At 63.9% G+C, this 20364-nt stretch carries 14 protein-coding genes and 1 pseudogene; 6 read left to right on the plus strand and 9 right to left on the minus strand.

The window, feature by feature from the left end:
* The 8 genes and pseudogenes from OZ10_RS10790 to dnaA form a co-directional block, all read right to left on the minus strand.
* A pseudogene (locus OZ10_RS10790) lies at nucleotides 1-201 on the minus strand (energy transducer TonB); the annotation flags it as partial.
* Nucleotides 202-354: 153 nt separating this feature from the next.
* Nucleotides 355-1551, minus strand: a complete 1197-nt coding sequence (locus OZ10_RS10795; RefSeq protein ID WP_039413841.1) for a tetratricopeptide repeat protein — start codon at nucleotides 1549-1551, stop codon at nucleotides 355-357.
* A 276-nt stretch (nucleotides 1552-1827) separates the two neighbouring features.
* Nucleotides 1828-2634 (minus strand): M48 family metallopeptidase, encoded by an 807-nt coding sequence (locus tag OZ10_RS10800; protein ID WP_039564806.1) that lies wholly within the window; start codon nucleotides 2632-2634, stop codon nucleotides 1828-1830.
* Nucleotides 2635-2826: 192 nt separating this feature from the next.
* Nucleotides 2827-3663 (minus strand): CPBP family intramembrane glutamic endopeptidase, encoded by an 837-nt coding sequence (locus OZ10_RS10805; protein WP_039564817.1) that lies wholly within the window; start codon nucleotides 3661-3663, stop codon nucleotides 2827-2829.
* 64 nt (nucleotides 3664-3727) lie between these two features.
* Nucleotides 3728-6172, minus strand: coding sequence for a DNA topoisomerase (ATP-hydrolyzing) subunit B (gene gyrB / locus OZ10_RS10810; protein ID WP_039413836.1), 2445 nt, complete (start codon nucleotides 6170-6172; stop codon nucleotides 3728-3730).
* Between the two features lie 114 nt (nucleotides 6173-6286).
* The gene (gene recF / locus OZ10_RS10815) at nucleotides 6287-7393 is read right to left on the minus strand and encodes a DNA replication/repair protein RecF (RefSeq protein ID WP_039413833.1); all 1107 of its coding nucleotides are present in this window, start codon (nucleotides 7391-7393) and stop codon (nucleotides 6287-6289) included.
* Between the two features lie 989 nt (nucleotides 7394-8382).
* Nucleotides 8383-9483 (minus strand): DNA polymerase III subunit beta, encoded by a 1101-nt coding sequence (gene dnaN, locus OZ10_RS10820; protein WP_039564807.1) that lies wholly within the window; start codon nucleotides 9481-9483, stop codon nucleotides 8383-8385.
* Nucleotides 9484-9759: 276 nt separating this feature from the next.
* The gene (dnaA, locus tag OZ10_RS10825; protein ID WP_039564809.1) at nucleotides 9760-11088 is read right to left on the minus strand and encodes a chromosomal replication initiator protein DnaA; all 1329 of its coding nucleotides are present in this window, start codon (nucleotides 11086-11088) and stop codon (nucleotides 9760-9762) included.
* Nucleotides 11089-11330: 242 nt separating this feature from the next.
* Here dnaA and rpmH point away from each other — a divergent pair, with 242 nt between their 5' ends.
* The 4 genes from rpmH (at nucleotide 11331) to mnmE (ending at nucleotide 15480) form a co-directional block, all read left to right on the plus strand.
* The gene (gene rpmH, locus OZ10_RS10830; RefSeq protein WP_002805908.1) at nucleotides 11331-11471 is read left to right on the plus strand and encodes a 50S ribosomal protein L34; all 141 of its coding nucleotides are present in this window, start codon (nucleotides 11331-11333) and stop codon (nucleotides 11469-11471) included.
* A 38-nt stretch (nucleotides 11472-11509) separates the two neighbouring features.
* A complete protein-coding gene (rnpA, locus tag OZ10_RS10835; protein ID WP_081419453.1) occupies nucleotides 11510-11947 on the plus strand; it encodes a ribonuclease P protein component in 438 nt (145 codons plus the stop codon).
* Between the two features lie 25 nt (nucleotides 11948-11972).
* On the plus strand, nucleotides 11973-13697 hold the full coding sequence (gene yidC, locus OZ10_RS10840; protein ID WP_039564810.1) for a membrane protein insertase YidC: 1725 nt from the start codon (nucleotides 11973-11975) through the stop codon (nucleotides 13695-13697).
* Nucleotides 13698-14139: 442 nt separating this feature from the next.
* Nucleotides 14140-15480, plus strand: coding sequence for a tRNA uridine-5-carboxymethylaminomethyl(34) synthesis GTPase MnmE (mnmE, locus tag OZ10_RS10845; RefSeq protein WP_039564811.1), 1341 nt, complete (start codon nucleotides 14140-14142; stop codon nucleotides 15478-15480).
* Nucleotides 15481-15591: 111 nt separating this feature from the next.
* Here the strand turns inward: mnmE and OZ10_RS10850 are convergent, their stop codons facing one another.
* Nucleotides 15592-16476, minus strand: coding sequence for an acid phosphatase (locus tag OZ10_RS10850; RefSeq protein ID WP_039564812.1), 885 nt, complete (start codon nucleotides 16474-16476; stop codon nucleotides 15592-15594).
* Nucleotides 16477-16672: 196 nt separating this feature from the next.
* Between OZ10_RS10850 and OZ10_RS10855 the strand changes: the two genes are divergently transcribed.
* Together OZ10_RS10855 and OZ10_RS10860 are read left to right on the plus strand one after the other, a co-directional pair.
* A complete protein-coding gene (locus OZ10_RS10855; RefSeq protein WP_039564814.1) occupies nucleotides 16673-18988 on the plus strand; it encodes a TonB-dependent receptor in 2316 nt (771 codons plus the stop codon).
* A 235-nt stretch (nucleotides 18989-19223) separates the two neighbouring features.
* On the plus strand, nucleotides 19224-20324 hold the full coding sequence (locus OZ10_RS10860; RefSeq protein ID WP_039564815.1) for a glycerophosphodiester phosphodiesterase: 1101 nt from the start codon (nucleotides 19224-19226) through the stop codon (nucleotides 20322-20324).
* Nucleotides 20325-20364: the final 40 nt, after the last annotated feature.

Here is a 20364-nt window from a genome sequence, read left to right on the forward strand (position 1 = left end):
AGGCGGTGCATCCACCAGGGTGACCATGGTGGTGCGCTCCTTCTCTGCCGGAGCCTTCGGCGCCACTGCAGGGATCAGCAACATCATCAGTGCAGTGAGGTGCAGGGCAATTACAAAAGCAATACCGATAATGCGGGCCCAGCTCAGACCCTGGTTCCCGGCATCATAGTCATGCCTGTGGATAACGAGTTGTTCCGTCATGCGCCAATGGCTCTTTCAGTGGGGGCCCGGATCACTGTGATGATCCCCAGGTTTTCGGACGGCTTTGACACCGCAGGAACTCCCAAGCTTATACCAATCCCGAGTCCTGTAACCACTAAAAACACAGGGATTTCGGGGGTTTATTTTCTTTTTTTACTTCAGGTTGATGATCTTCTTCGCGTCTTCTGGTTTTTTAACGCCCTTGGCGATCGCCTGCTGTGCGGCCTGCTTGGCCTCCGGGATGCGACCTTCCGAATGCAGCACCTTGGCCAGATTCAGATAGGTCTCGCCATCCTTGGAAAGCGGTGCGGCCTTTTGCCAGTTCTCGATCGCCTTCGGCACGTCCTCGCTGTAGTAATAGGACTGGGCCAGCGCAAGGTATGTCTGATAATCAGGCTTGAGGATGCCTTTTTGCATACCTTCATTGATCACCGCGATGACGTCTTTTTCCTTGTTCTCGGTGTTGGCGTAGATCGAATACAACTGCTTGTATTCCTTCTCTTCGGTCAACTGCCCGGAAGCGCGCAGCTTGTCCATCACGCCTGCGGCCTTGTCCATCTGGTCGGCCTGCATATACATGCTGGCCAGATTGAGCTGAGCCTTCTTGTCGTTGGGTGTCTTGGCGGCAAGCGCCTCGGCGGCAGCGACGGCTTCGCCGGTCTGGCCGGCTTCGGCGTAGGACGCCATCAGCAGCTGGTTCCAGGTGTCCTTCGGCTCGGGCGAGGCGGCGATGGCCTGCTTGAGCACCGGAATCGCTTCCTTATAGCGCTCTGCCTGGTACAGCGCCTGGCCCTTGAGAATCAGGTCTTCCGGACGCTGCGACTTGCTCTCGTCCAGATACTTGTCCAGCGTGGCCAGGCCTTCGGCCTGCTGGTCGTCCTGCATCTGCAGCTGCGCCAGCATCAGCATCGACTGGAACTGGCCGTTATTGTCCAGCGCGTTCAGGCCGATTGCCTGCTGCAGGTAGGTCTTGGCGGCCGCAGTGTCGTCCAGGTTGTAGGCGGCCTGCGCGGCGAGCTGCGCAGCCAGCGCCTTGTCGGCCTCGTTGGCGGCGCTGTTGGCCAGGATCTCGTCGGCCTGGGTGCGCACGCCCGGATAGTCTTCGCCCTTGTTGAAGGTTTCGATCAGCTTCTGCAGCTTGCTGCTCAATTTGGACGACGGCTTGATGGTCGGCGCCTGACGGGTCGACTGCGGATACAGCTCTTCGGCTTTGCCGCTGCCCTTGGACTTACGCGCGGCACGCTCGGACGAGCGGTCCGACTGCGCGACCGCATCGGTGACGACAGCCCCGCCCAGGGACGCTGCGATGAACAGGGACAACAGGGCTTGCTTGCGGTTGAGCAGTTTCATGTTTCACCTCGGACGAGCCGCCGTTGGGCGGTGCGAAAAGCGGAATGGACGCTGTACGAAAAATCTGAGCCGGCAAACTTAGCAGAAAGTCTCAGTTCCCGAAAACGGTTTCCATGTTGTGGTGCGGCAATCGGGAGTTACGAGAAAAGGTCTTAGCACTGCTAACAGCAAGTGACCACTCGCTGCGCTCGCAGCCGCAGTGTAGTGGGCGGCGCGTTGATGCCAGGTCAGTGCCGACACGAGTCAACCAGGGCCGAGCAGTTGCCGTTAGTTACTCTAGCCACAGCGCGGCACGCGCCCGTTATGCTTGGCCTGCTGATACACCGGTTCGAGCTGGTTGACGTCGGCCTGCAGCTCGCGGATGCGGTTGGTCGGGTCGGGATGGGTCGAGAGCCATTGCGGTTGACGATTGCCGCTGGCGGCCATCATGTTCTGCCACAGGGTCACCGCCTGTGCCGGGTCGAAGCCGGCCTGGGCCATCAGGCGCTGCCCGACCACATCGGCCTCACTCTCCTGGGTGCGCGAGCCAGGCAGCAGGAACACTGTCTGGGCGGTCATACCGCCAACCTGATTGACCGCGCTGGCCGCGCCGTCGCCATAGGCGGCCCCGGCGAGCGCGCCGATGATGCCCAGGCCGGTCTGGGCGCCCAGCTGGCGGGTGATGCGTTCTTCGTGGTGGCGCGAGATCACGTGCCCGATCTCGTGCCCAAGCACGGCAGCGAGCTGGTCCTGGGTCTTGGCGACAGTGAAGATGCCGGTGTTTACGCCGACCTTGCCGCCGGGCAGGGCGAAGGCGTTGGGCTCGTCATCGACGAACAGTGCGGTTTCCCAGCGGGTTTCGCGCCACTGCGGCGGCAACTGCGCCACCAGCGCATTGACCACGCATTGCACGTAGGCGTTCTGTTTGCCGTCGGTGCTGACTTTTTCCTTTGCCTTGGTCTGCGCGAACGACTGCGCGCCAAGCTGGTCGAGCTGCTGTTGCGATACGCCCCCCACCACCTGTCGGCGGCCGGTCGGCGAAGTTGTGGTGGCACATGCCGTCAGTGCAAGGACGGCAACAACGATCAACAGCCTGGCTTTCATTCGATCCCCCTAGAACCCTGGGGACATTTTGGCAGGCTCGTCTTAACTTTTCGTCAAGCGGCCCGGAACGACCAGGAAAACGCAGCGGATCGTGCTTGGTTCGGCTCCGCTGGCACATGCGGAGGGCAGGGGTATGCGCAAACCGCTATGGGGTCTACCGGCATGGCAAGGACCTGGCCGCGGCCGTCCGTACTACCCGATGCCGAAAAAATACAACGCGGCCAGCGCAGTGGCGTTGTTGATGCCGTGTGCAGCGATGGGCGCCCACAGCGTACCGGTGCGCCAATACAGCCAGGCAAAAGCGGCACCCATGCTGCCGTAGACCAGCCAGAGTTGGGCGATGGCCGCCGGGCCGTTTCCGCTGATGCCGGGCACTTCGTGCACCAGGGCGAACAGTGCGCCGCTGAGTACGATCCCCAACCAGGGGCGGCCAGCGGCCAGCAGGCGGCCAAACAAGACGCGCCGGAACAGCAGTTCCTCGTAGGCCGGAGCGATCACCACTGCAAACAGCGCCAGGGCCAGCGGCCACTGCTTGATGGCTTCTTCCATCAGCGGCAGATTGGTCGGCACCGGTTTGATGCCCAGTGCCGAGGCAGCGACGCTGACCAGATTGCTGAGCAGGAACACGCTTGCAGCGATCAACGCCGTCCAGCCCCAGGTAGACGAACGGCGCACGGCGGCGCGCGAGGCGGCCTGTTCACCGGCGGTGGCACGGCGGCGCCAGAAATACAGCAGGACAGCTGGCGTCGCGGTGCTGACCAGTGCGGTGAGCAACTGCACCACCACGCCCGGCTGGCCGATTGCCGCCATCACCTCGGCAGAGGAGGGCGTCAGCCCCTGCGCCTTGGCTGCCTGCACGTAGCCGATACCACGGATGGCGCCCCAGACCGCAAAACCTGCCACGCTCAGAGTCAGCAGCAGGCCAACGGCGATCAACACATCGATCCCGAAGCCGGTCAGCACGGATAGCAAGGGTGGCCGTCCGGCAGCACGGCGCGCTGCCGGAGGAGGGGGGAGGGCTGTGCTCATCATCGTCCTGCGACTACCGGGTCGCCGGCACAGCGCCGTGACGCTGTGCCGGTACGCAGGCGGCTCAGATATCCAGGTTGGACACCTTCAGCGCGTTGTCTTCGATGAAGTCGCGGCGCGGCTCCACCACATCGCCCATCAGGGTGCTGAAGATCTGGTCGGCGGCCACTGCGTCCTCGATGCGCACCTGCAACAGGCGGCGCGTATCGGGATTGACCGTGGTTTCCCATAGCTGTTCGGCGTTCATTTCGCCCAGGCCCTTGAAGCGCTGCACCTGGCGGCCCTTCTTTGCTTCATCCAGCAGCCAGGCGTGTGCCTGCGCGAAGCTGGTGATCGGGTGGCTCTTGTTGCCGCGCACGATCTGGGCGCCTTCGCGCACCAGGTCGTGCAGGGCCAGCGAGACTTCACGCAATGGACGCAGTTCGCCGCTTTCGAACGCGCCCATCGGCAGGACCTGGGTGAATTCCTCACCCATGTGGCGACGGACAGCCACCAGCGTTGCCGGGGCGTTCTCGGTTGCCGGATCGAAACGCAACTGGTAACGGGCAGTGCCCAGCGTGCCGCCGTTGAGCACGGCCTGCAGCGCATCCAGGGTGGGATGCTGGTCGCCTTCGGCCTGCAGCTTCTCCACATCCAGTGGCGGCAGATCAATCAGGGCGGTAAGCAGCGCCGGGTCGTAGCGGTGCGCGTTACGGGCAATCGCTTCATGGGCGCTGGTGAACAGCATCAGCAGTTTTTCCAGTGCCTCGCCGGTGATCGGCGGTTCGTCGGTCGCCGGAATCAGCGCCGCGCCTTCGACCGCATTGCTGGCCAGGTAGGCATTGAGCGCCGCGTCGTCCTTCAGGTACAGCTCGCTCTTGCCCTGTTTGAGCTTGTACAGCGGCGGCAGGCCAATGTAGATGTAGCCGCGCTCGATCAGCTCCGGCATCTGCCGGTAGAAGAACGTCAGCAGCAGGGTGCGGATGTGCGAGCCGTCCACGTCGGCGTCGGTCATCAGGATGATGCGGTGGTAGCGCAGCTTGTCCGGGTTGTACTCGTCGCGGCCGATGCCGGTGCCCAGCGCGGTGATCAGCGTGCCGACCTGGTCGGACGCCAGCATGCGGTCGAAACGCGCGCGTTCGACGTTGAGGATCTTGCCGCGCAACGGCAGCACCGCCTGGTTCTTGCGGTTGCGGCCCTGCTTGGCTGAACCACCGGCCGAGTCACCCTCGACGATGAACAGCTCCGACAGCGCCGGGTCCTTTTCCTGGCAGTCGGCCAGCTTGCCGGGCAGGCCGGCGATGTCCAGCGCGCCCTTGCGGCGGGTCAGGTCGCGCGCCTTGCGGGCGGCTTCGCGTGCACGGGCGGCATCGACGATCTTGCCGGTGATGGCCTTGGCTTCGTTCGGGTTCTCCTGCAGGAACTCCTGCAGCCGCGCACCGAAGGCATTTTCCACCGCCGGGCGCACGTCCGAGCTGACCAGCTTCTCCTTGGTCTGCGAGGAAAAGCTGGGGTCGGGCACCTTGACCGACAGCACCGCGATCATGCCTTCGCGCATGTCGTCGCCGGTCAGTGAGACCTTGGCCTGCTTGGCGATGCCGTTCTGCTCGATGTAGGTGCTGAGCACCCGGGTGAGGGCGCCGCGGAAGCCGGCCAGGTGCGTGCCGCCATCCTTCTGCGGAATGTTGTTGGTGAAGCAGTACATCGTCTCCTGGTAGGCGTCGGTCCATTGCAGGGCCACGTCCACCACGATGCCGTTGTGCTCGCCGGTCACCGAAATCACGTTCGGGTGCAACGGGGTCTTGAGCTGGGCCAGATGCTCCACGAAGCTGCGAATGCCGCCCTCGTAATGGAAGTCGTCGCGCCGGCCTTCGCCACGTTCGTCGATCAGCGTGATCTTGACGCCAGAGTTGAGGAAGGACAGCTCGCGCAGGCGTCGGGCCAGGATGTCGTAATGGAATTCGACATCGCTGAAGATCTCGACCGCCGGTTTGAAGCGCAGGGTGGTGCCGCGCTTGGTGGAGGCCTCCAGCTGCTTGAGCGGGTACTGCGGCTCGCCCAGCGAATATTCCTGCTGGTAGTGAAAGCCGTCGCGCCAGATGTCCAGCCACAGATGCTCGGACAGCGCATTGACCACCGAGACGCCCACGCCATGCAGGCCGCCGGAGACCTTGTAGCTGTTGTCGTCGAACTTTCCGCCGGCGTGCAGCACGGTCAGGATGACCTCGGCTGCGGAAACGCCCTCTTCCTTGTGGATGTCGACCGGGACGCCGCGCCCGTTGTCGGACACCGAGACCGAGCCATCGACGAGAATCTTCACCACGATGTCGTCGGCATGGCCGGCAAGCGCTTCGTCGACCGAGTTATCGACCACCTCGAACACCATGTGGTGCAAGCCGGTGCCGTCATGGACGTCGCCGATGTACATGCCGGGCCGCTTGCGGACGGCTTCCAGGCCTCGCAGCACGGTGATCTTGCTGGAGTCGTAGGTGCCGTTGGGTGTCGTCGGGATGTTTTGTTCGTCGGTCATGCGCGTGCCGTTGGCTCCACAACACGGGCGCCAGCGGCAGCGAGCCGCTTCGCACCGTGGAAAAAGGGGGATAGCGGGGCAAATTATACCAGTCGGCCCGCATCGCCCGTGGTCTTAGCCTAACGCCGGTTGACGGGAGACGGCTCCGTGTTCCACGTGGAACAACGTGAGCAGGTCGCTTGCGCTGGCGAGACCTGGCGGCACTTCCGTCGCGGTGATCATCACTTGCGCCGGCGCGGCCGCCAGGCGCTGCAGCACGCTCGCCTGGTGGTGCCGATCGAGCTCCGAGCCCAGGTCATCCAATGCAATGACCGGCCACTCGCCGCGTTCATGGGCAAAATCTTCTGCCTGGGCCAGCAGGCACGCCAGAGCGGTCAATTTCGCCTGTCCGCGCGACAAGGTGTCCTTGCCGGGAAGCGCCTCGAAGCTGGGCGCCCAATCGGCGCGGTGCGGACCTTGCGAGGTGTAGCCATTCTGGCGGTCCCGCTCGCGTGCCAACAACAGCGCGTCTGCGAGGGAGACCTCGTGACGTCGCCATCCGGGTGCAAAAGTCAGGGCAGACAGGCCCAGCGAAGGGGCGATGGCAGCGGCCACCGGAATCAGGCGGTCCTGCAGGCGTTCGAGGTAGCGCAGGCGCCGGGACGTGAGCGTTTCACCCGATTCGGCGAGTTCATGATCCCAGGCGTCCAGCAGTCGTGGTTGCGCCCCCTGCTTCAGCAACGCGTTGCGTTGCTTCAACGCCCGGGCATAGCGACGCCACAGCGCCAGGAAGTCTGGTTCCACGTGGAACAAACCCCAGTCGAGGAAGCGACGGCGCGGTTCGCCGCCGCCGCTGATCAGCACGTGGCTGCCCGGCTCGAAAGTGACGACCGCCAGTGCTGCACACAATGAACCCAGTTGGGCGACGTCCTCGCCGTCGAGCCGCCCGGTCCACTCCTGCCCAGTGTGTCGCAGACCTGCGCGGCGGGTGCGTTCGGACGCTTCGCCGTTGCGCTCGCACCACTCCACAAAGACTTCCAGATCGTTGCAGCCCTGGCGGATCAAGCCGTCTCGCACCCGCCCGCGGAAGCTGCGCCCATAGGCCATCAGATGCAGCGCTTCGAGCACGCTGGTCTTGCCGGCGCCGTTGTCACCGGTCAGCAGGTTCAACGCGCTGGCAGGGTGCAGCTCGACCGTCTCGAACCGACGCAGTCGATGGATGGACAACCGCACTACGTGCATCGCTGAGTGTGCTCCTGGCTGTGATCCGGAGCGTCCGGTCGGTGCGCAGGATACGTGATTGACCCGACGTCCGCGCGGCGACAGGGGATCGATCGTTGAGGACTGCCTGGGGATAACGTGGGGACAAAAACGACAGCGACCGGTCCGCTGGCCCTTGTCCACAGGTTACACATCACCAAAAACCGGTTAAACCACAGGGTTTCGACCCCATAAATTCGTTTAGAAACAAGTGGTTGGTATACTTTTCGGCGAAATCTGGCCCTACCATCACCACAAAGCTCTTAAGTTATTTATAGATTTAAAAGCAGAGCAGGGTGTGCATAACTAAATCGAGGACTTCCTTGCGCCGGAAGAAGGCTCCAATCCTCCCGAGCGGTTCTCGGAAATATGAACAGGTTTACTCTCCTTGGATTGTTCATAGCTCCCCGACAGCGCGACCGGTTCTGCCAAAACACGATTCGAGATGAGTCTGCTCTGGCTGGACCAGTCACGCCCTTCTGACTAGCAGACGCAGCGGGCGGTAATCCCCTCGCTTGAGGGCTGCGCCAACGGTGCGGGACAGACGTGCAGACCCGCAGTCGCTGGAGCAGTACGAGGGACAGGGCTTCCTGTGCTCTGCGTATCGCTCGGGCTTTCTGTCATCGGTGCATACGATACGTGGCATGTAATGCCTGGAGTGAAGGCACTTATTGGAAGTAGGCCCGTGACTAAAGGGTTCAGCGGCAAAATCTAGCGCCCATGAGCGCGGCGCCGACCGTAGAAGCTCATGTACTCAACCAACCTTCGTTGTCAGCGTTGGCCAGGCCACTGCTGGGAGACCCCCACATCCAGGAATACTACACCCGGACATGACCGCGAAATTGCTGCTACCTAAGTCCCCGCTCATGTCGGCTCTAGTCATAGCCCTACGGCATTTCGCGTTGTCCGCATTCGGGCATAAAAAAGCCCGGCTTTCGCCGGGCATTTCGTGTTCCACGTGGAACGCTAGGTCAGAGACGCAGCGGCATCACGACGTGACGGGACTTCTCGCTGCTGGCTTCGCGGACCAAGGCCGAGGAATTTGCATCACGCAACTGAATGACGACGTGCTCATCGCGCAACGCTGAAAGCGCATCCAGCAAATAATTCACGTTGAAGCCGATCGCCAGGTCATCCACTTTGGTGTCGGCCTCGATCTCTTCCTGCGCCTCTTCCTGCTCGGGGTTATGCGCGCTGATCTTCAGCTGCCCAGGTGATACCTCGACGCGGACGCCACGGTATTTCTCATTGGACAGAATTGCCGCACGCTGCAGCGACGCACGCAGGGCCTCACGATCGACCTTGACTTCGCGGTCGGCACCGATCGGGATCACGGCTTCGTAGTCCGGGAAGCGGCCGTCGATCAATTTCGAGGTGAAGGTCACATCGCCACGCTTGACGCGGATATGGCTACGGCCAACTTCCAGCTCGACCTCACGGTCTGCTGCTTCCAGCAGGCGCAGCAACTCGGTCACGCCCTTGCGCGGCACGATGATCTGACGCTTGGCACCGCCGGCCTTTTCCAGCTCGGTTTCGCACAGTGCCAGGCGATGGCCATCGGTGGCCACGCATCGCAACAACCCTTCGCGCAGGTCGAACAGCAAGCCGTTGAGGTAATACCGCACGTCCTGCTGCGCCATCGCGAACGCCGTGCGCTCGATCAGCTCTTTCAACGCTGCCTCCGGCACACCCACGCGTTCGGTGGCCTCGACCTCGTCGACAGACGGGAAATCGTTGGCCGGCAGCGTTGCCAGCGTGAAGCGGCTGCGCCCGGCCTGCACCGTGACCTTATCGCCAGTCTGCGAGATGGTGACGCGGCTGCCGTCGGGCAGGGCACGCAGAATATCGAACAGCTTGCGCGCCGGGATCGTGGTTTCACCATCCTGCGCATCTTCCACCATCGTGCGCGAGATCATTTCCACTTCCAGGTCCGTGCCGGTCAGCGAGACTTGCCCGTCCTTGACCTGTACCAGCAGGTTGGCAAGAACCGGCAAGGTCTGGCGGCGTTCGACCACGTTGACGACCTGGGCCAACGGCTTGAGGAAAGCTTCGCGCTGCAGTGTAAAACGCATGTGGTTCCGTGCCCCTATGCTTTAAAAAATAATGGATAAATCAAAAGCTTGGTGGTGATGGTAGGGCCGTTTTCAGCGGATAACCACCATAACTCTTTGTTCCCAAAGGAATTTCAGCACCCGAAAGCCGTTGGACTAATGCCCTTGGTCTGGTAGGAAAACCTGTGGATGGTTTTCCGCCCGGATCGCAGGGCAACGTTATCCACAGATTCTCCCGCATTTGACCCCAACTCATCCACGCTTTTTTCCACGTGGACCGCGATCGGCGTCAGTGCCTCACTCGCTGAGCTTGCGAATCAGCTTTTCCCAGTCCTCGCGGAGCTTGCCGTCGGCCTCCATCAAGGTGCGGATCTGCCGGCAGGCATGCAGCACGGTGGTGTGGTCACGGCCGGCAAACGCATCGCCGATCTCCGGCAGGCTGTGTTCGGTGAGCTCCTTGGCCAGCGCCATGGCGACCTGACGCGGGCGCGCCAGCGAACGTGTGCGCCGCTTGGAGAGCAGGTCCTTCATCTGCAGGCCGTAGTAGTCCGCCACGGTCTTCTGGATGTTGGGAATGCCGATCGCCTGCTGCTGGGCACGCAGCAGGTCGCGCAGCGTCTCCTGGGCGAACTCCACCGTGATCGAGCGGCCGGTGAAATTGGCGCGTGCTACCAGGGTGTTGAGTGCGCCTTCCAGGTCGCGCACGTTCGAGCGCATCTTCTTGGCGATCAGGAACGCCACGTCGTCGGGAATGTCGGCGCCGCGCTCGCGTGCCTTGGCCAGCACGATGGCCGCGCGGGTCTCGAAATCCGGCGGATCGATCGCCACCGACAGGCCCCAGGCCAGGCGCGACTTCAGCCGCGGCTCAAGACCCTCGACTTCGCGCGGGTAGCGGTCGCAGGTCAGGATGATCTGCTGGCGACCGTCGAACAGCGCGTTGAAGGTGTGGAAGAACTCTTCCTGCGTGCGGTCCTTGCCGGCGAAGAATTGGATGTCGTCGATCAGCAGTGCATCGATCTGCTGGAACTGGCGCTTGAACTGGTCCATCGCCTTGTCCTGCAGTGCGCGGATCATCGCGCTGAAGAACTGCTCCGAGCGCAGGTACATCACCTTGGCGCCCGGGTTGGCTTCACGCAGCGCGTTGCCGGCAGCAAACATCAGATGGGTCTTGCCCAGGCCGGTGCTGCCGTACAGCAGCAATGGGTTGTGCGCACGGTCGCCGGGTTTCTGCGCTGCCTGGATCGCCGCCGCCAAGCCAAGCTGGTTGCTGCGACCCTCCACGAAGTTGGCGAAGGTGTAGTGCGAATCCAGGTTGCCGGCAAACGGCACCATCGGCGCGACGCTGGGCGCACTGGGCGCGGCCACCGGTGCGGGAGCCGGCTCGGGCGCACGTGGGCGCGAACCCACCGCCAGCGCCACCTCGCCGTTGCCGGCGAAGTACGCCAGCAACTCGCGAATGCGCGGCAGGTATCGTTCGCGCACCTGGTCGACGATGAAGGCATTCGGGGCGTACAGCACGATGCTGTCGCCGCGGTCTTCGGCTTGCAGGGGTTTCAACCAGGTGTGGACATCCTCGGGCGGGAATTCGGCTTCGAGACGTTCCAGACAGCGGGGCCAAGCATCCATCAAAGTGTGATCATCAGTTGCTGGCTGCGGCGCGCAGCAAGGCGCCGTGCACGCAGCCCGGAAGTGAAAAGAGGATGGGCCAGCCTAGCACCGCGGGCAGGCTTTTCCCAGACTTATTCACAGGTCCATCCACAGGGCGCATGCAAGCCCCTCATCGGCATGACGTGCAGGGAGTTGACCCGGGCTGTAGAGGTCCTATAGAATTTCCGGTTCTATTCGTCTCCATTCATGCAGAGGGCCCCATGGCCACCAAGCGTACTTTCCAACCCAGCAACCTCAAGCGAGCACGCGACCATGGTTTCCGCGCACGTATGGCAACCGCCGACGGCCGCAAGATCCTGGCTCGCCGCCGCGCCAAGGGCCGCAAGCGCCTGAGCGCTTGATTGCCGCGCCGCTTTCCGCGGCCGAGGCAAGTCCTACCGTGAACGCATCGAACCCGTGCAGGCGATTTCCTCGCTCTGCGCGGGTTCGTACGCGTGCGCAATATACGGTTGTCTTCGATACCGCACGTCGCACCTCGGACCCACTGCTCAGCCTGCACTGGCGGACGGGCGATACGCCGCCGCGCCTGGGCATGGCGGTGTCACGCAAGGTCGATACGCGTGCGGTTGGCCGCAATCGCATCAAACGCGTGCTGCGCGATGCCATGCGTCACCTGTTGCCCGAGCTGGCCGGCGGCGATTACGTGATTGTGGCGCGCTCGGCAGCGGCGAAGGCGACCAATCCGCAGATTCGCGACGCCTTCCTGCGTCTGCTGCGCCGCGCCGGCGCATTGCCCCTGCCTGCTGCGCCCGGCACAATGCCGCCCGCCAGGACGATGCACCCATCCTCCCTTTCCCCGACAGAGCCGGAACTGTAGTTCCGACTGAGCGAGTTGCTGCCCGATGAACCAGACCCGTGTTTTCCTGATTTTTGCCTGGCTGATGGTCGCGGCGCTGCTGTGGATGGAGTGGGGCAAGGACAAGGCAGCTGCCAACGCGCCTGTTGCAGCGGCCACGCAATCGGTCCCGGCCGCGCGTGATCTGGATGCGGCAGCGCCAAGCGCCGCCAATGTGCCCGCTGCCCAGGCCATTCCGCAGGCCGGCGCGCCGGGCACGGTGCCGGCAACCAGCAGCACTGCCGCGACGCCGGCGGCTGCCGGCGCTGCACCGGTGGTGACCCTGACGTCGGACGTGCTGCGCCTGAAGCTGGATGGCCGCAGCGTGCTCGATGCCGAACTGCTGCAGTTCCCGCAGACCAAGGACGGCACCGCGCCGGTCAGCCTGCTGACCGAAGATCCGGCGCACCCGTATAACGCCACCAGCGGCTGGGCCAGCGAGCATTCGCCGGTGCCGGGCGTGGGCGGCTTCCGCGCCGAGCAGCCGGGCACGGCGTTCGAACTGGCCAAGGGCCAGAACACCCTGGTGGTGCCGTTCGTGTGGAATGGCCCCAATGGCGTGTCGATCCGCCGCACCTTCACCCTGGAACGTGGCCGCTATGCGATCTCGATCAAGGATGAAGTGATCAACAAGAGCGGCGCGCCGTGGAACGGCTATGTGTTCCGCAAGCTGAGCCGGGTGCCGACCATCCTCAGCCGCGGCATGACCAACCCGGACTCCTTCAGCTTCAACGGGGCGACCTGGTACAGCCCGCAGGAAGGCTACGAGCGTCGCGCGTTCAAGGACTACATGGACGACGGTGGCCTCAATCGCCAGATCACCGGCGGCTGGGTGGCGCTGTTGCAGCACCACTTCTTCACCGCATGGATTCCGCAAAAGGACCAGGCCTCGCTGTACGTCCTGAACCAGGACGGCCCGCGTGACGTGGCCGAACTGCGTGGACCGGCCTTCACCGTGGCGCCGGGCCAGACCGCGACCACCGAGGCACGCCTGTGGGTGGGCCCGAAGCTGGTCAGCCTGATCGCCAAGGAAGACGTGAAGGGCCTGGACCGCGTGGTCGACTACAGCCGCTTCTCGATCATGGCCATCATCGGCCAGGGCCTGTTCTGGGTGCTGAGCCACCTGCACAGTTTCCTGCACAACTGGGGCTGGGCCATCATCGGCCTGGTGGTGCTGCTGCGTCTGGCGCTGTATCCGCTGTCCGCGGCGCAGTACAAGTCCGGTGCCAAGATGCGCCGCTTCCAGCCGCGCCTGGCGCAGCTGAAGGAGCGCTACGGCGACGATCGCGTCAAGTATCAACAGGCGACGATGGAGTTGTTCAAGAAGGAAAAGATCAACCCGATGGGGGGCTGCCTGCCGCTGCTGATCCAGATGCCGATCTTCTTCGCGCTGTACTGGGTGCTGGTGGAGTCGGTGGAACTGCGTCAGGCGCCGTGGCTGGGCTGGATCCAGGATCTGACCGCGCGCGACCCGTACTTCATCCTGCCGGTGCTCAACATCGCGATCATGTGGGCCACGCAGAAACTGACCCCCACCCCGGGCATGGACCCGATGCAGGCCAAGATGATGCAGTTCATGCCGCTGGTGTTCGGCGTCATGATGGCCTTCATGCCGGCCGGCCTGGTGCTGTACTGGGTGGTCAATGGCGGGCTGGGTCTGCTGATCCAATGGTGGATGATCCGCCAGCACGGCGAGAAGCCGAGCAAGATCATCCAGGCCAACGCCAAGTAAGTTTCAGAAGGCCCGCCGCAAGGCGGGCTTTCTGCATGCGGGCCAGCGGTTGTCAGCGCCAGCGCCGGAATCCGGCTTTGTGGATTGCCGCCAGTACCCCATGTCGAAGTGGCATGTTGGCGCTGGAAACACCCTTAGAACCGGTCCCTCGTGCGCGATGGTCTATCGCCCTCTGGTGCTGCCTGTGCTGTACCCGACGATCGCGCCAGGTTGCGCAGGGCGTACTCCACGTCTCTGGAGCTGCAACCGCAAGCAGCGGCGCTGTGCAGGCGTGCCGCTGCAGTCGCCTTGATCCGGCGACGCTGAGGAATTGCATACAGGTGCCAGAAGGAACGCGCGTGCAGTCCGCGCGACGCACGCGTCCGCAGTGCATCGTCGCTCGCTACCACGCGGTTCTGAGAGCCGCGCTTATGCTTTGCAATCCAGGTTGGAGCCAGTGCCCATGTCCTTAGCTACATCCACCATCGTTGCCATTGCCAGTGCAGCCGGGGTCGGCGGCATCGGGATCGTGCGATTGTCAGGCCCGCAATCGGTGCAGATCGCCGCAGCGCTGGGCGTTGCCGGCCTGCAACCGCGGCACGCGCGTTACGCACGCTTTTGCGATGCGCAGGGCGAGGTGATCGACGATGGCATCGCGGTGTGGTTCCGGGCGCCGCACAGCTTTACCGGCGAAGACGTGGTGGAGCTGCAGGGCCATGGCAGCCCGGTGCTGCTGCGCCAGGTGGTGGCGCGTTGCATCGCAGTGGGCGCCCGCCAGGCGCGCGCGGGCGAGTTCAGCGAACGTGCGTTTCTCAACGGCAAACTCGACCTGGCGCAGGCCGAAGCGATTGCCGATCTCATCGCTGCCAGTGATCTGCGGGCTGCCCGCGCAGCGCGGCGCTCGCTCGATGGCGTGTTCTCGCGGCGGGTGGATGCGGTGAGCGAGAGCCTGACGCGTCTGCGCATCCATGTCGAAGCGGCAATCGATTTCGCCGATGAGCCGCTGGACACGCTGGGTGGGTCGCAAGTGCGTCAGGAGCTAACCCAGACACGCGCACTGCTGGTGCAACTGCTGCGTGACGCAGAGCGCGGGCGCAAGCTGCGCGACGGTCTGCATGCGGTGCTGATCGGCCCGCCCAACGCCGGCAAGAGTTCGCTCCTCAACGCGCTGGCCGGCAGCGACCGCGCCATCGTCACCGACGTCGCCGGCACCACACGCGACACCTTGCACGAGGCCATCCAGCTCGATGGCTTCGAGCTGACCCTGGTTGACACTGCCGGCCTGCGCGAGGGCGGCGACGCGATCGAGCGCGAAGGCATGCGCCGCGCCCGCGCCGAACTTGAGCGCGCCGATCTGGCGTTGGTAGTGCTGGATGCACGGGACCCGCAGGCTGCACGCGATGCGATCGGCGATGCCATCGATGCAGTGCCACGCCAGCTGTGGATCCACAACAAATGCGACCTGCTGGCCGAACCCGCATCGCTCGATCGCGATGCGATCGCGGTATCGGCGGTGACTGGGCAGGGACTGGAGCAGTTGCACATCCGCTTGCGCGAGCTCGCGCTCGGCGACGCAACCGACAGCGTGGACGGCGAGTTCTCCGCACGCACCCGCCATGTGGAAGCGCTACGCCGCGCCGAACACCACGCGGACGCCGCCGACCTTGAGCTGGGTTTCGAGCAGCTCGAACTGGCGGCGGAAGAACTCCGCCTGGCGCATGCGGCACTGGGCGAGATCACCGGCAAGCTGAGCGCCGATGAATTGCTGGGCAAGATCTTTTCGAGTTTTTGTATCGGGAAGTGATGCCGGGTGGTGGGCCAATCCCGAACTCGTCGCCTAGCAGACGCGCCCGAGCCGGTCAGCTCGCACCGCACCACAGCAGTGATGCGGATTCGTCCCGCCGACGGCGCAGCATCAGCTTGGCTGGCGCTGGCGTTTTACATCACACCCCGGCAGCACCGTCTGCAGCGCGGCATTTTCGGTGTCGCAGACGTGCGATGCGGGCGTTGCCAATTGTTTCGCACGTGCCATCTCGATCTCGCCACGTGCCGCCGCCAGATCTTTCTGGAATGCCGGGTTGTCGTGCAGCGCAGCGACGGTAGCGGCGCCCAGCATGCGGCCCTGGATGACATCGCTCTGCCAGTGCACATTGCAGGCCAGGCGGCTGTCGCCGAAGGCGCGGCCGCGGGCGAGCAGGGCGTCGCGATGGGTGGGGGCGATTTCCGACAGGATCAGGCCCCAGCTCCAGCCGATGGCCGTGTGGCCGGAGGGGTAGGAGCCGTTCTTGCGCAGCGCCGCGTCGTCGGCGGGGGTGCACATCGGTTGGTCGTTGCGCATGAACGGACGCGGACGTTGGTAGCGTGCCTTGGCGGCGCTGGTGGTGGTGCTGGCATCGCGCATGCTGCGTTCGAGCAGGCGCAGCAGATGCGGGGTATTGGCCGGATCGATCTGCACGCCAAGCGCGCAGCTGAAATGGCTAGCCGCAGCGGGGAAACCCAGCACCGCGTCCTGCGCTGCCAGGTCCCAGCGTGGGGTGCCGCGCAGGGCGAGCATGGCCTTGGCGACGGCCTCGTCGTTGGCGAGCGCAGCGCTGCCGTCCTGCGGCGGGGGCGGCACCAAGCGCAGACTGTCGGGTAGCTGGTCCTTATCGAGGTAGCCACGCACGTCGGTGGCGAGCACCGAATCCGCCGGTGTCGCCGCTTGCCGCGCACGCGCCATGCCGCCACTGCCGGCCAGCAGGGCGATGGCGGCGAGGCCTGCCAACGTCCGGTGGAAAGGGCGAGGAAGACGGTACGACATGAGGCGGATCCTTCAGGCGGCACAGCGGAAGAGTACGCAGATTACGACGTGCAGATGACAGCGGCATGCCAGCGCAACGCAGTGGTGGCGCGGCGGGCGCAGCGGTTGTCGCCGCACTGTCATCTGTGCGTCGCATCGGCGCAAGACAGCTGTCGCACGCTTGCCGTCATCTTTTGACTCGTCCCCCGTGCCGCTCATGCCCAAGATCCATCTCCTAAGTGCTGCCGTGTTCACCGCGCTCGTGCTGTCGCCAGCTGCGCATGCCGCCGATGCAGCTGCCGCCGTGTCTGCCGATGCCTCCGCCAGCTCGGCCACCGTGCAGCAGCTCGATGCGGTATCGGTGATCGGCCAGGGCGAAACACGCCAGGTGCAGCGCATCACCCAGCAGGACATCCCGGTGTTGCCGCCCGGCACCAGCATCCAGAAGCTGCTCAACCGCATGCCGGGCGTGAACGTGCAATCCAACGATGCGTTCGGTGCCAACGAAGAATCGCAGACGATCAGCCTGCGCGGCTTCAATGGCACGCGCCTGGGCTACACGCTCGACGGCCTGCCGCTGGGCGACAACGCCTACGGCAACTACAACGGCCTCAACATCAGCCGCGCGCTGATCGCAGAAAACTTCGGGGGCGTGGAGCTGGCCTCGGGTATCGGTGCGTTGGGCACGGCCTCCACCAGCAACCTGGGCGGCACCATCCAGTATTACTCGGCCGACCCGTCCAGCGTGTTCGGCGGGCAGGTGTCGCAGACGGTGGGGTCCGATGCCAATCGTCGTACCTTCCTGCGCGTGGATACCGGCGATTACAACGGGTTTTCTGCGTATCTATCGGGTATCAATGCCGAAGCGGACATGTGGGCGCGCCCGGACTCGCCGACCACCACGCGGCAGTTCAATGCCAAGGGTGTGTATCAATTCGATGGTGGCAAGCTGACCGCATTCGCGGACACCTCGCGGACCTCGCAAGCCGATTATTCGTACCTGTCCAAGAGTGGCATGGCACGTGGGCTGGGCTGGGACTGGAACCTGTACGCGCCGGACTGGAACCGCGCTCTAGCCGCAGCCTATTGCGCACCGGCCACGCGCGATGCGTCGCGTTGCGGTTTCAGCGGTGGCGTCGACAACATCGATGATGCGTATTACCAGAGCCGTGCGTTGCGCGACGACGATCTGTTCTATGTGGCCGGCGACTTCCAGCCCAACGATGCGATCAGCCTGCACACGCAGGTGTACCACCACGAAAACAAGGGCCAGGGCCACTGGTGGTCGCCGGGCCAGGCATCGAATCCGGGCACGCCGCAGGCATTGCCGATCTCCATCCGCAGCACCAATTACTGGATCAATCGCACCGGCGGTATCGCCTCGCTCGGGTGGGACTTGGGTCCGCATCACCTGGAAGCCGGCCTGTGGTACGAGCGCAATCACCACGATGTGGAGCGCAACTTCTACTGGATCACCGGCCCGGTCAGCGACGACAAGTTCCTGCAGAATCCCAACCGTCGCTTGTTCTCGCAGAACTATGTGATCACCACGCGCCAGTTCTATGTGCAGGGCAATTTCAAGTTCTTCGATGAGCGTCTGAGCCTGGACCTGGGCATCAAGAGCCCGAGCACGGAAATGACCGCGCGCGAGACGCCGGGCGTAGCGGTGGAAGCGCCGGTGGCCACCGGCTCGCTCAAGGCCAGCGAGTCGGTGCTGCCGCAGATCGGGCTGGGCTATCGCGTTGCCGAGGGCCAGGAACTGTTTGCCTCCTATGCGGAAAATATCGCCGCCTTCCAGGGCGGTGGTGCCGGCGGTCCGTTGCTGGTGACACAGGCCTCGTTCGACGCCAGCGTCGGTGCACTGGAGCCGGAAAAGTCGCGCACACTGGAAGCCGGCTACCGCTTCGTGCGCGATCGCTTCGAGGCATCGCTGGTGGGTTACGACGTCACCTTCGACAACCGCCTGCTCTCGCTCAACCCATGCGCCAGCATCCAGCAGGGCACCACGCCGGCCTGCACCACGCGCTTCTTCAACGTGGGCTCAGTGAGCAGCCGCGGCGGCGAACTCACCGTGATCTGGAAGCCGACCAGCTACCTGCAGTGGTACAACTCGGCCTCGATCAACCGCTCTACCTACGACGACAACTATGTGCAGAACGGTGTGACCATTCCCACTGCCGGCAAGACCACGGTGGATACGCCCAAGCGCATGTTCGCCAGCGAAATTGCCTTCAATTACGCGAACTGGAACGTCAACCTGCGCGGCAAGTACACCGGTGAGCGCTTCTACACCTACACAAACGACCAGGGCTTTGGCGGCTACACCTCGTTCGATGCCGGCGCCGGGTACGACCTCGGCCAGGTCGGTGTGCTGCAGGGGCTCAAGCTCTCGCTCAATGTCACCAACCTCACCGACAAGCGTTACGCGTCCAATCTCACCGCGTTCGCCAATAGCGATCCGAACGGGCGGCAGTTGGCGTTCCATGCCAGCGCGCCGCGGCAGTTCTTCCTGACGCTGGATGCGAAGTTCTGAGGACGGGAATCGGGAATCGGGGAATCGTAACAGCGGGTCTGCTGTTGCCTGCCGACGCCGATGTCCGTCGACGTAAACAGTTCTAGAGTGCTGACAAGACGTCACACGGTTGTCAGGCGGGTAGGGACGATGCAGCAGAGCGGGATGTAGAGTCGTACATGCCGCATTGCTCGTCGGCCACGCCCGCCTGGCGATCATGCGGTGGTTTGCTAGCTGTTTTTCGTTGGAGACATGCATGATGCAGTTCGGTCGTCTTTGGTTGGTGGGAGCGATGATGGTCGGCGTGAGCGGCCCCGCAGTTGCAGAAGCGCCGTTGGCGAAAACGGTGCAGATCTTTGCGCACCGTGGTGCCAGCGCGTTGCGCCCGGAGCACACCCTGGCCGCGTACGCCAAGGCGATTGCCGATGGCGCCGATTTTGTCGAGCCGGATCTGGTGGCGACCAAGGATGGGGTGCTGGTGGCGCGCCACGAGAACGAGATTGGTGGCACCACCGACGTGGCCAGTCATCCGGAGTTCGCCGCGCGCAAGACCCGCAAGACCATCGATGGTCAGTCGATGGAGGGTTGGTTCACCGAAGACTTCACCTTGAACGAGTTGAAGACCCTGCGTGCACGCGAGCGCTTGCCGCAGTTGCGTGGTACGCGCTGGGATGGGCAGTTCCAGATTGTGACCTTCGAGGAGATCATCGATTTCGTGGCCGCGCAGTCGGCCGCCACCGGCCGCCCCATCGGGCTGATTCCGGAAATCAAGCATCCGAGCTATTTCAAGGCGCTAGGTCTGCCGATGGAAGACAAGGTGTTGGCCACGCTGCACGCGCATGCGTATACGCGCACGGCACCGGTAATCATTCAATCGTTCGAGACCAACAACTTGCGCTATCTGCGCAGCAAGATCGGGCGCACCAGCAATATCCGTCTGCTGCAGTTGCTGGGTGGCGCGCAGATGGCGCTGCCCGATGCCGGCGTCGACAAAGCGCCCAAGACCTATGGGGAGATGATCACGCTCGATGGCCTGAAGCAGATCGCCGGCTACGCCGATGCGATCGGACCGGACATCCGCAGCATCATCCCGCTGGATGCGCAGCAACGCCTGGGCACGCCAACCCGCCTGGTACGCGACGCGCACGCGGCAGGCTTGCAGGTGCAGCCATATACGTTCCGCCCGGAGAATTATTTTCTGGCGGCCAACAACCGCAACAATGGTGCGGTGACCGAGCGCAATGACGCAGGGGCGTTGGCCGAGCTCAAGGTCTACCTGGACACTGGCATCGATGCGTTCTTTGCAGACGATCCGGGTCTGGCGCGGCAAGCGTTGAGCGAGCATGCAGTGCGTTAAACGCTGAATGCAGTGCGGTCTGTGGAGCGCGCTTGCGCGC

Origin of the sequence: Xanthomonas cannabis pv. cannabis (assembly GCF_000802365.1) — a bacterium.
Taxonomy (GTDB): domain Bacteria; phylum Pseudomonadota; class Gammaproteobacteria; order Xanthomonadales; family Xanthomonadaceae; genus Xanthomonas; species Xanthomonas cannabis.

What these genes read in the sequence shown, in the direction of transcription:
- mnmE (WP_039564811.1), top strand. Translation starts at nt 14,140, where the DNA reads ATGTCCTTAGCTACATCCACCATCGTTGCCATTGCCAGTGCAGCCGGG.
- OZ10_RS10795 (WP_039413841.1), bottom strand. Translation starts at nt 1,551, where the DNA reads ATGAAACTGCTCAACCGCAAGCAAGCCCTGTTGTCCCTGTTCATCGCA.
- OZ10_RS10855 (WP_039564814.1), top strand. Translation starts at nt 16,673, where the DNA reads ATGCCCAAGATCCATCTCCTAAGTGCTGCCGTGTTCACCGCGCTCGTG.
- OZ10_RS10860 (WP_039564815.1), top strand. Translation starts at nt 19,224, where the DNA reads ATGATGCAGTTCGGTCGTCTTTGGTTGGTGGGAGCGATGATGGTCGGC.
- gyrB (WP_039413836.1), bottom strand. Translation starts at nt 6,172, where the DNA reads ATGACCGACGAACAAAACATCCCGACGACACCCAACGGCACCTACGAC.
- recF (WP_039413833.1), bottom strand. Translation starts at nt 7,393, where the DNA reads ATGCACGTAGTGCGGTTGTCCATCCATCGACTGCGTCGGTTCGAGACG.
- OZ10_RS10800 (WP_039564806.1), bottom strand. Translation starts at nt 2,634, where the DNA reads ATGAAAGCCAGGCTGTTGATCGTTGTTGCCGTCCTTGCACTGACGGCA.
- OZ10_RS10850 (WP_039564812.1), bottom strand. Translation starts at nt 16,476, where the DNA reads ATGTCGTACCGTCTTCCTCGCCCTTTCCACCGGACGTTGGCAGGCCTC.
- dnaA (WP_039564809.1), bottom strand. Translation starts at nt 11,088, where the DNA reads ATGGATGCTTGGCCCCGCTGTCTGGAACGTCTCGAAGCCGAATTCCCG.
- rpmH (WP_002805908.1), top strand. Translation starts at nt 11,331, where the DNA reads ATGGCCACCAAGCGTACTTTCCAACCCAGCAACCTCAAGCGAGCACGC.
- OZ10_RS10805 (WP_039564817.1), bottom strand. Translation starts at nt 3,663, where the DNA reads ATGAGCACAGCCCTCCCCCCTCCTCCGGCAGCGCGCCGTGCTGCCGGA.
- dnaN (WP_039564807.1), bottom strand. Translation starts at nt 9,483, where the DNA reads ATGCGTTTTACACTGCAGCGCGAAGCTTTCCTCAAGCCGTTGGCCCAG.
- yidC (WP_039564810.1), top strand. Translation starts at nt 11,973, where the DNA reads ATGAACCAGACCCGTGTTTTCCTGATTTTTGCCTGGCTGATGGTCGCG.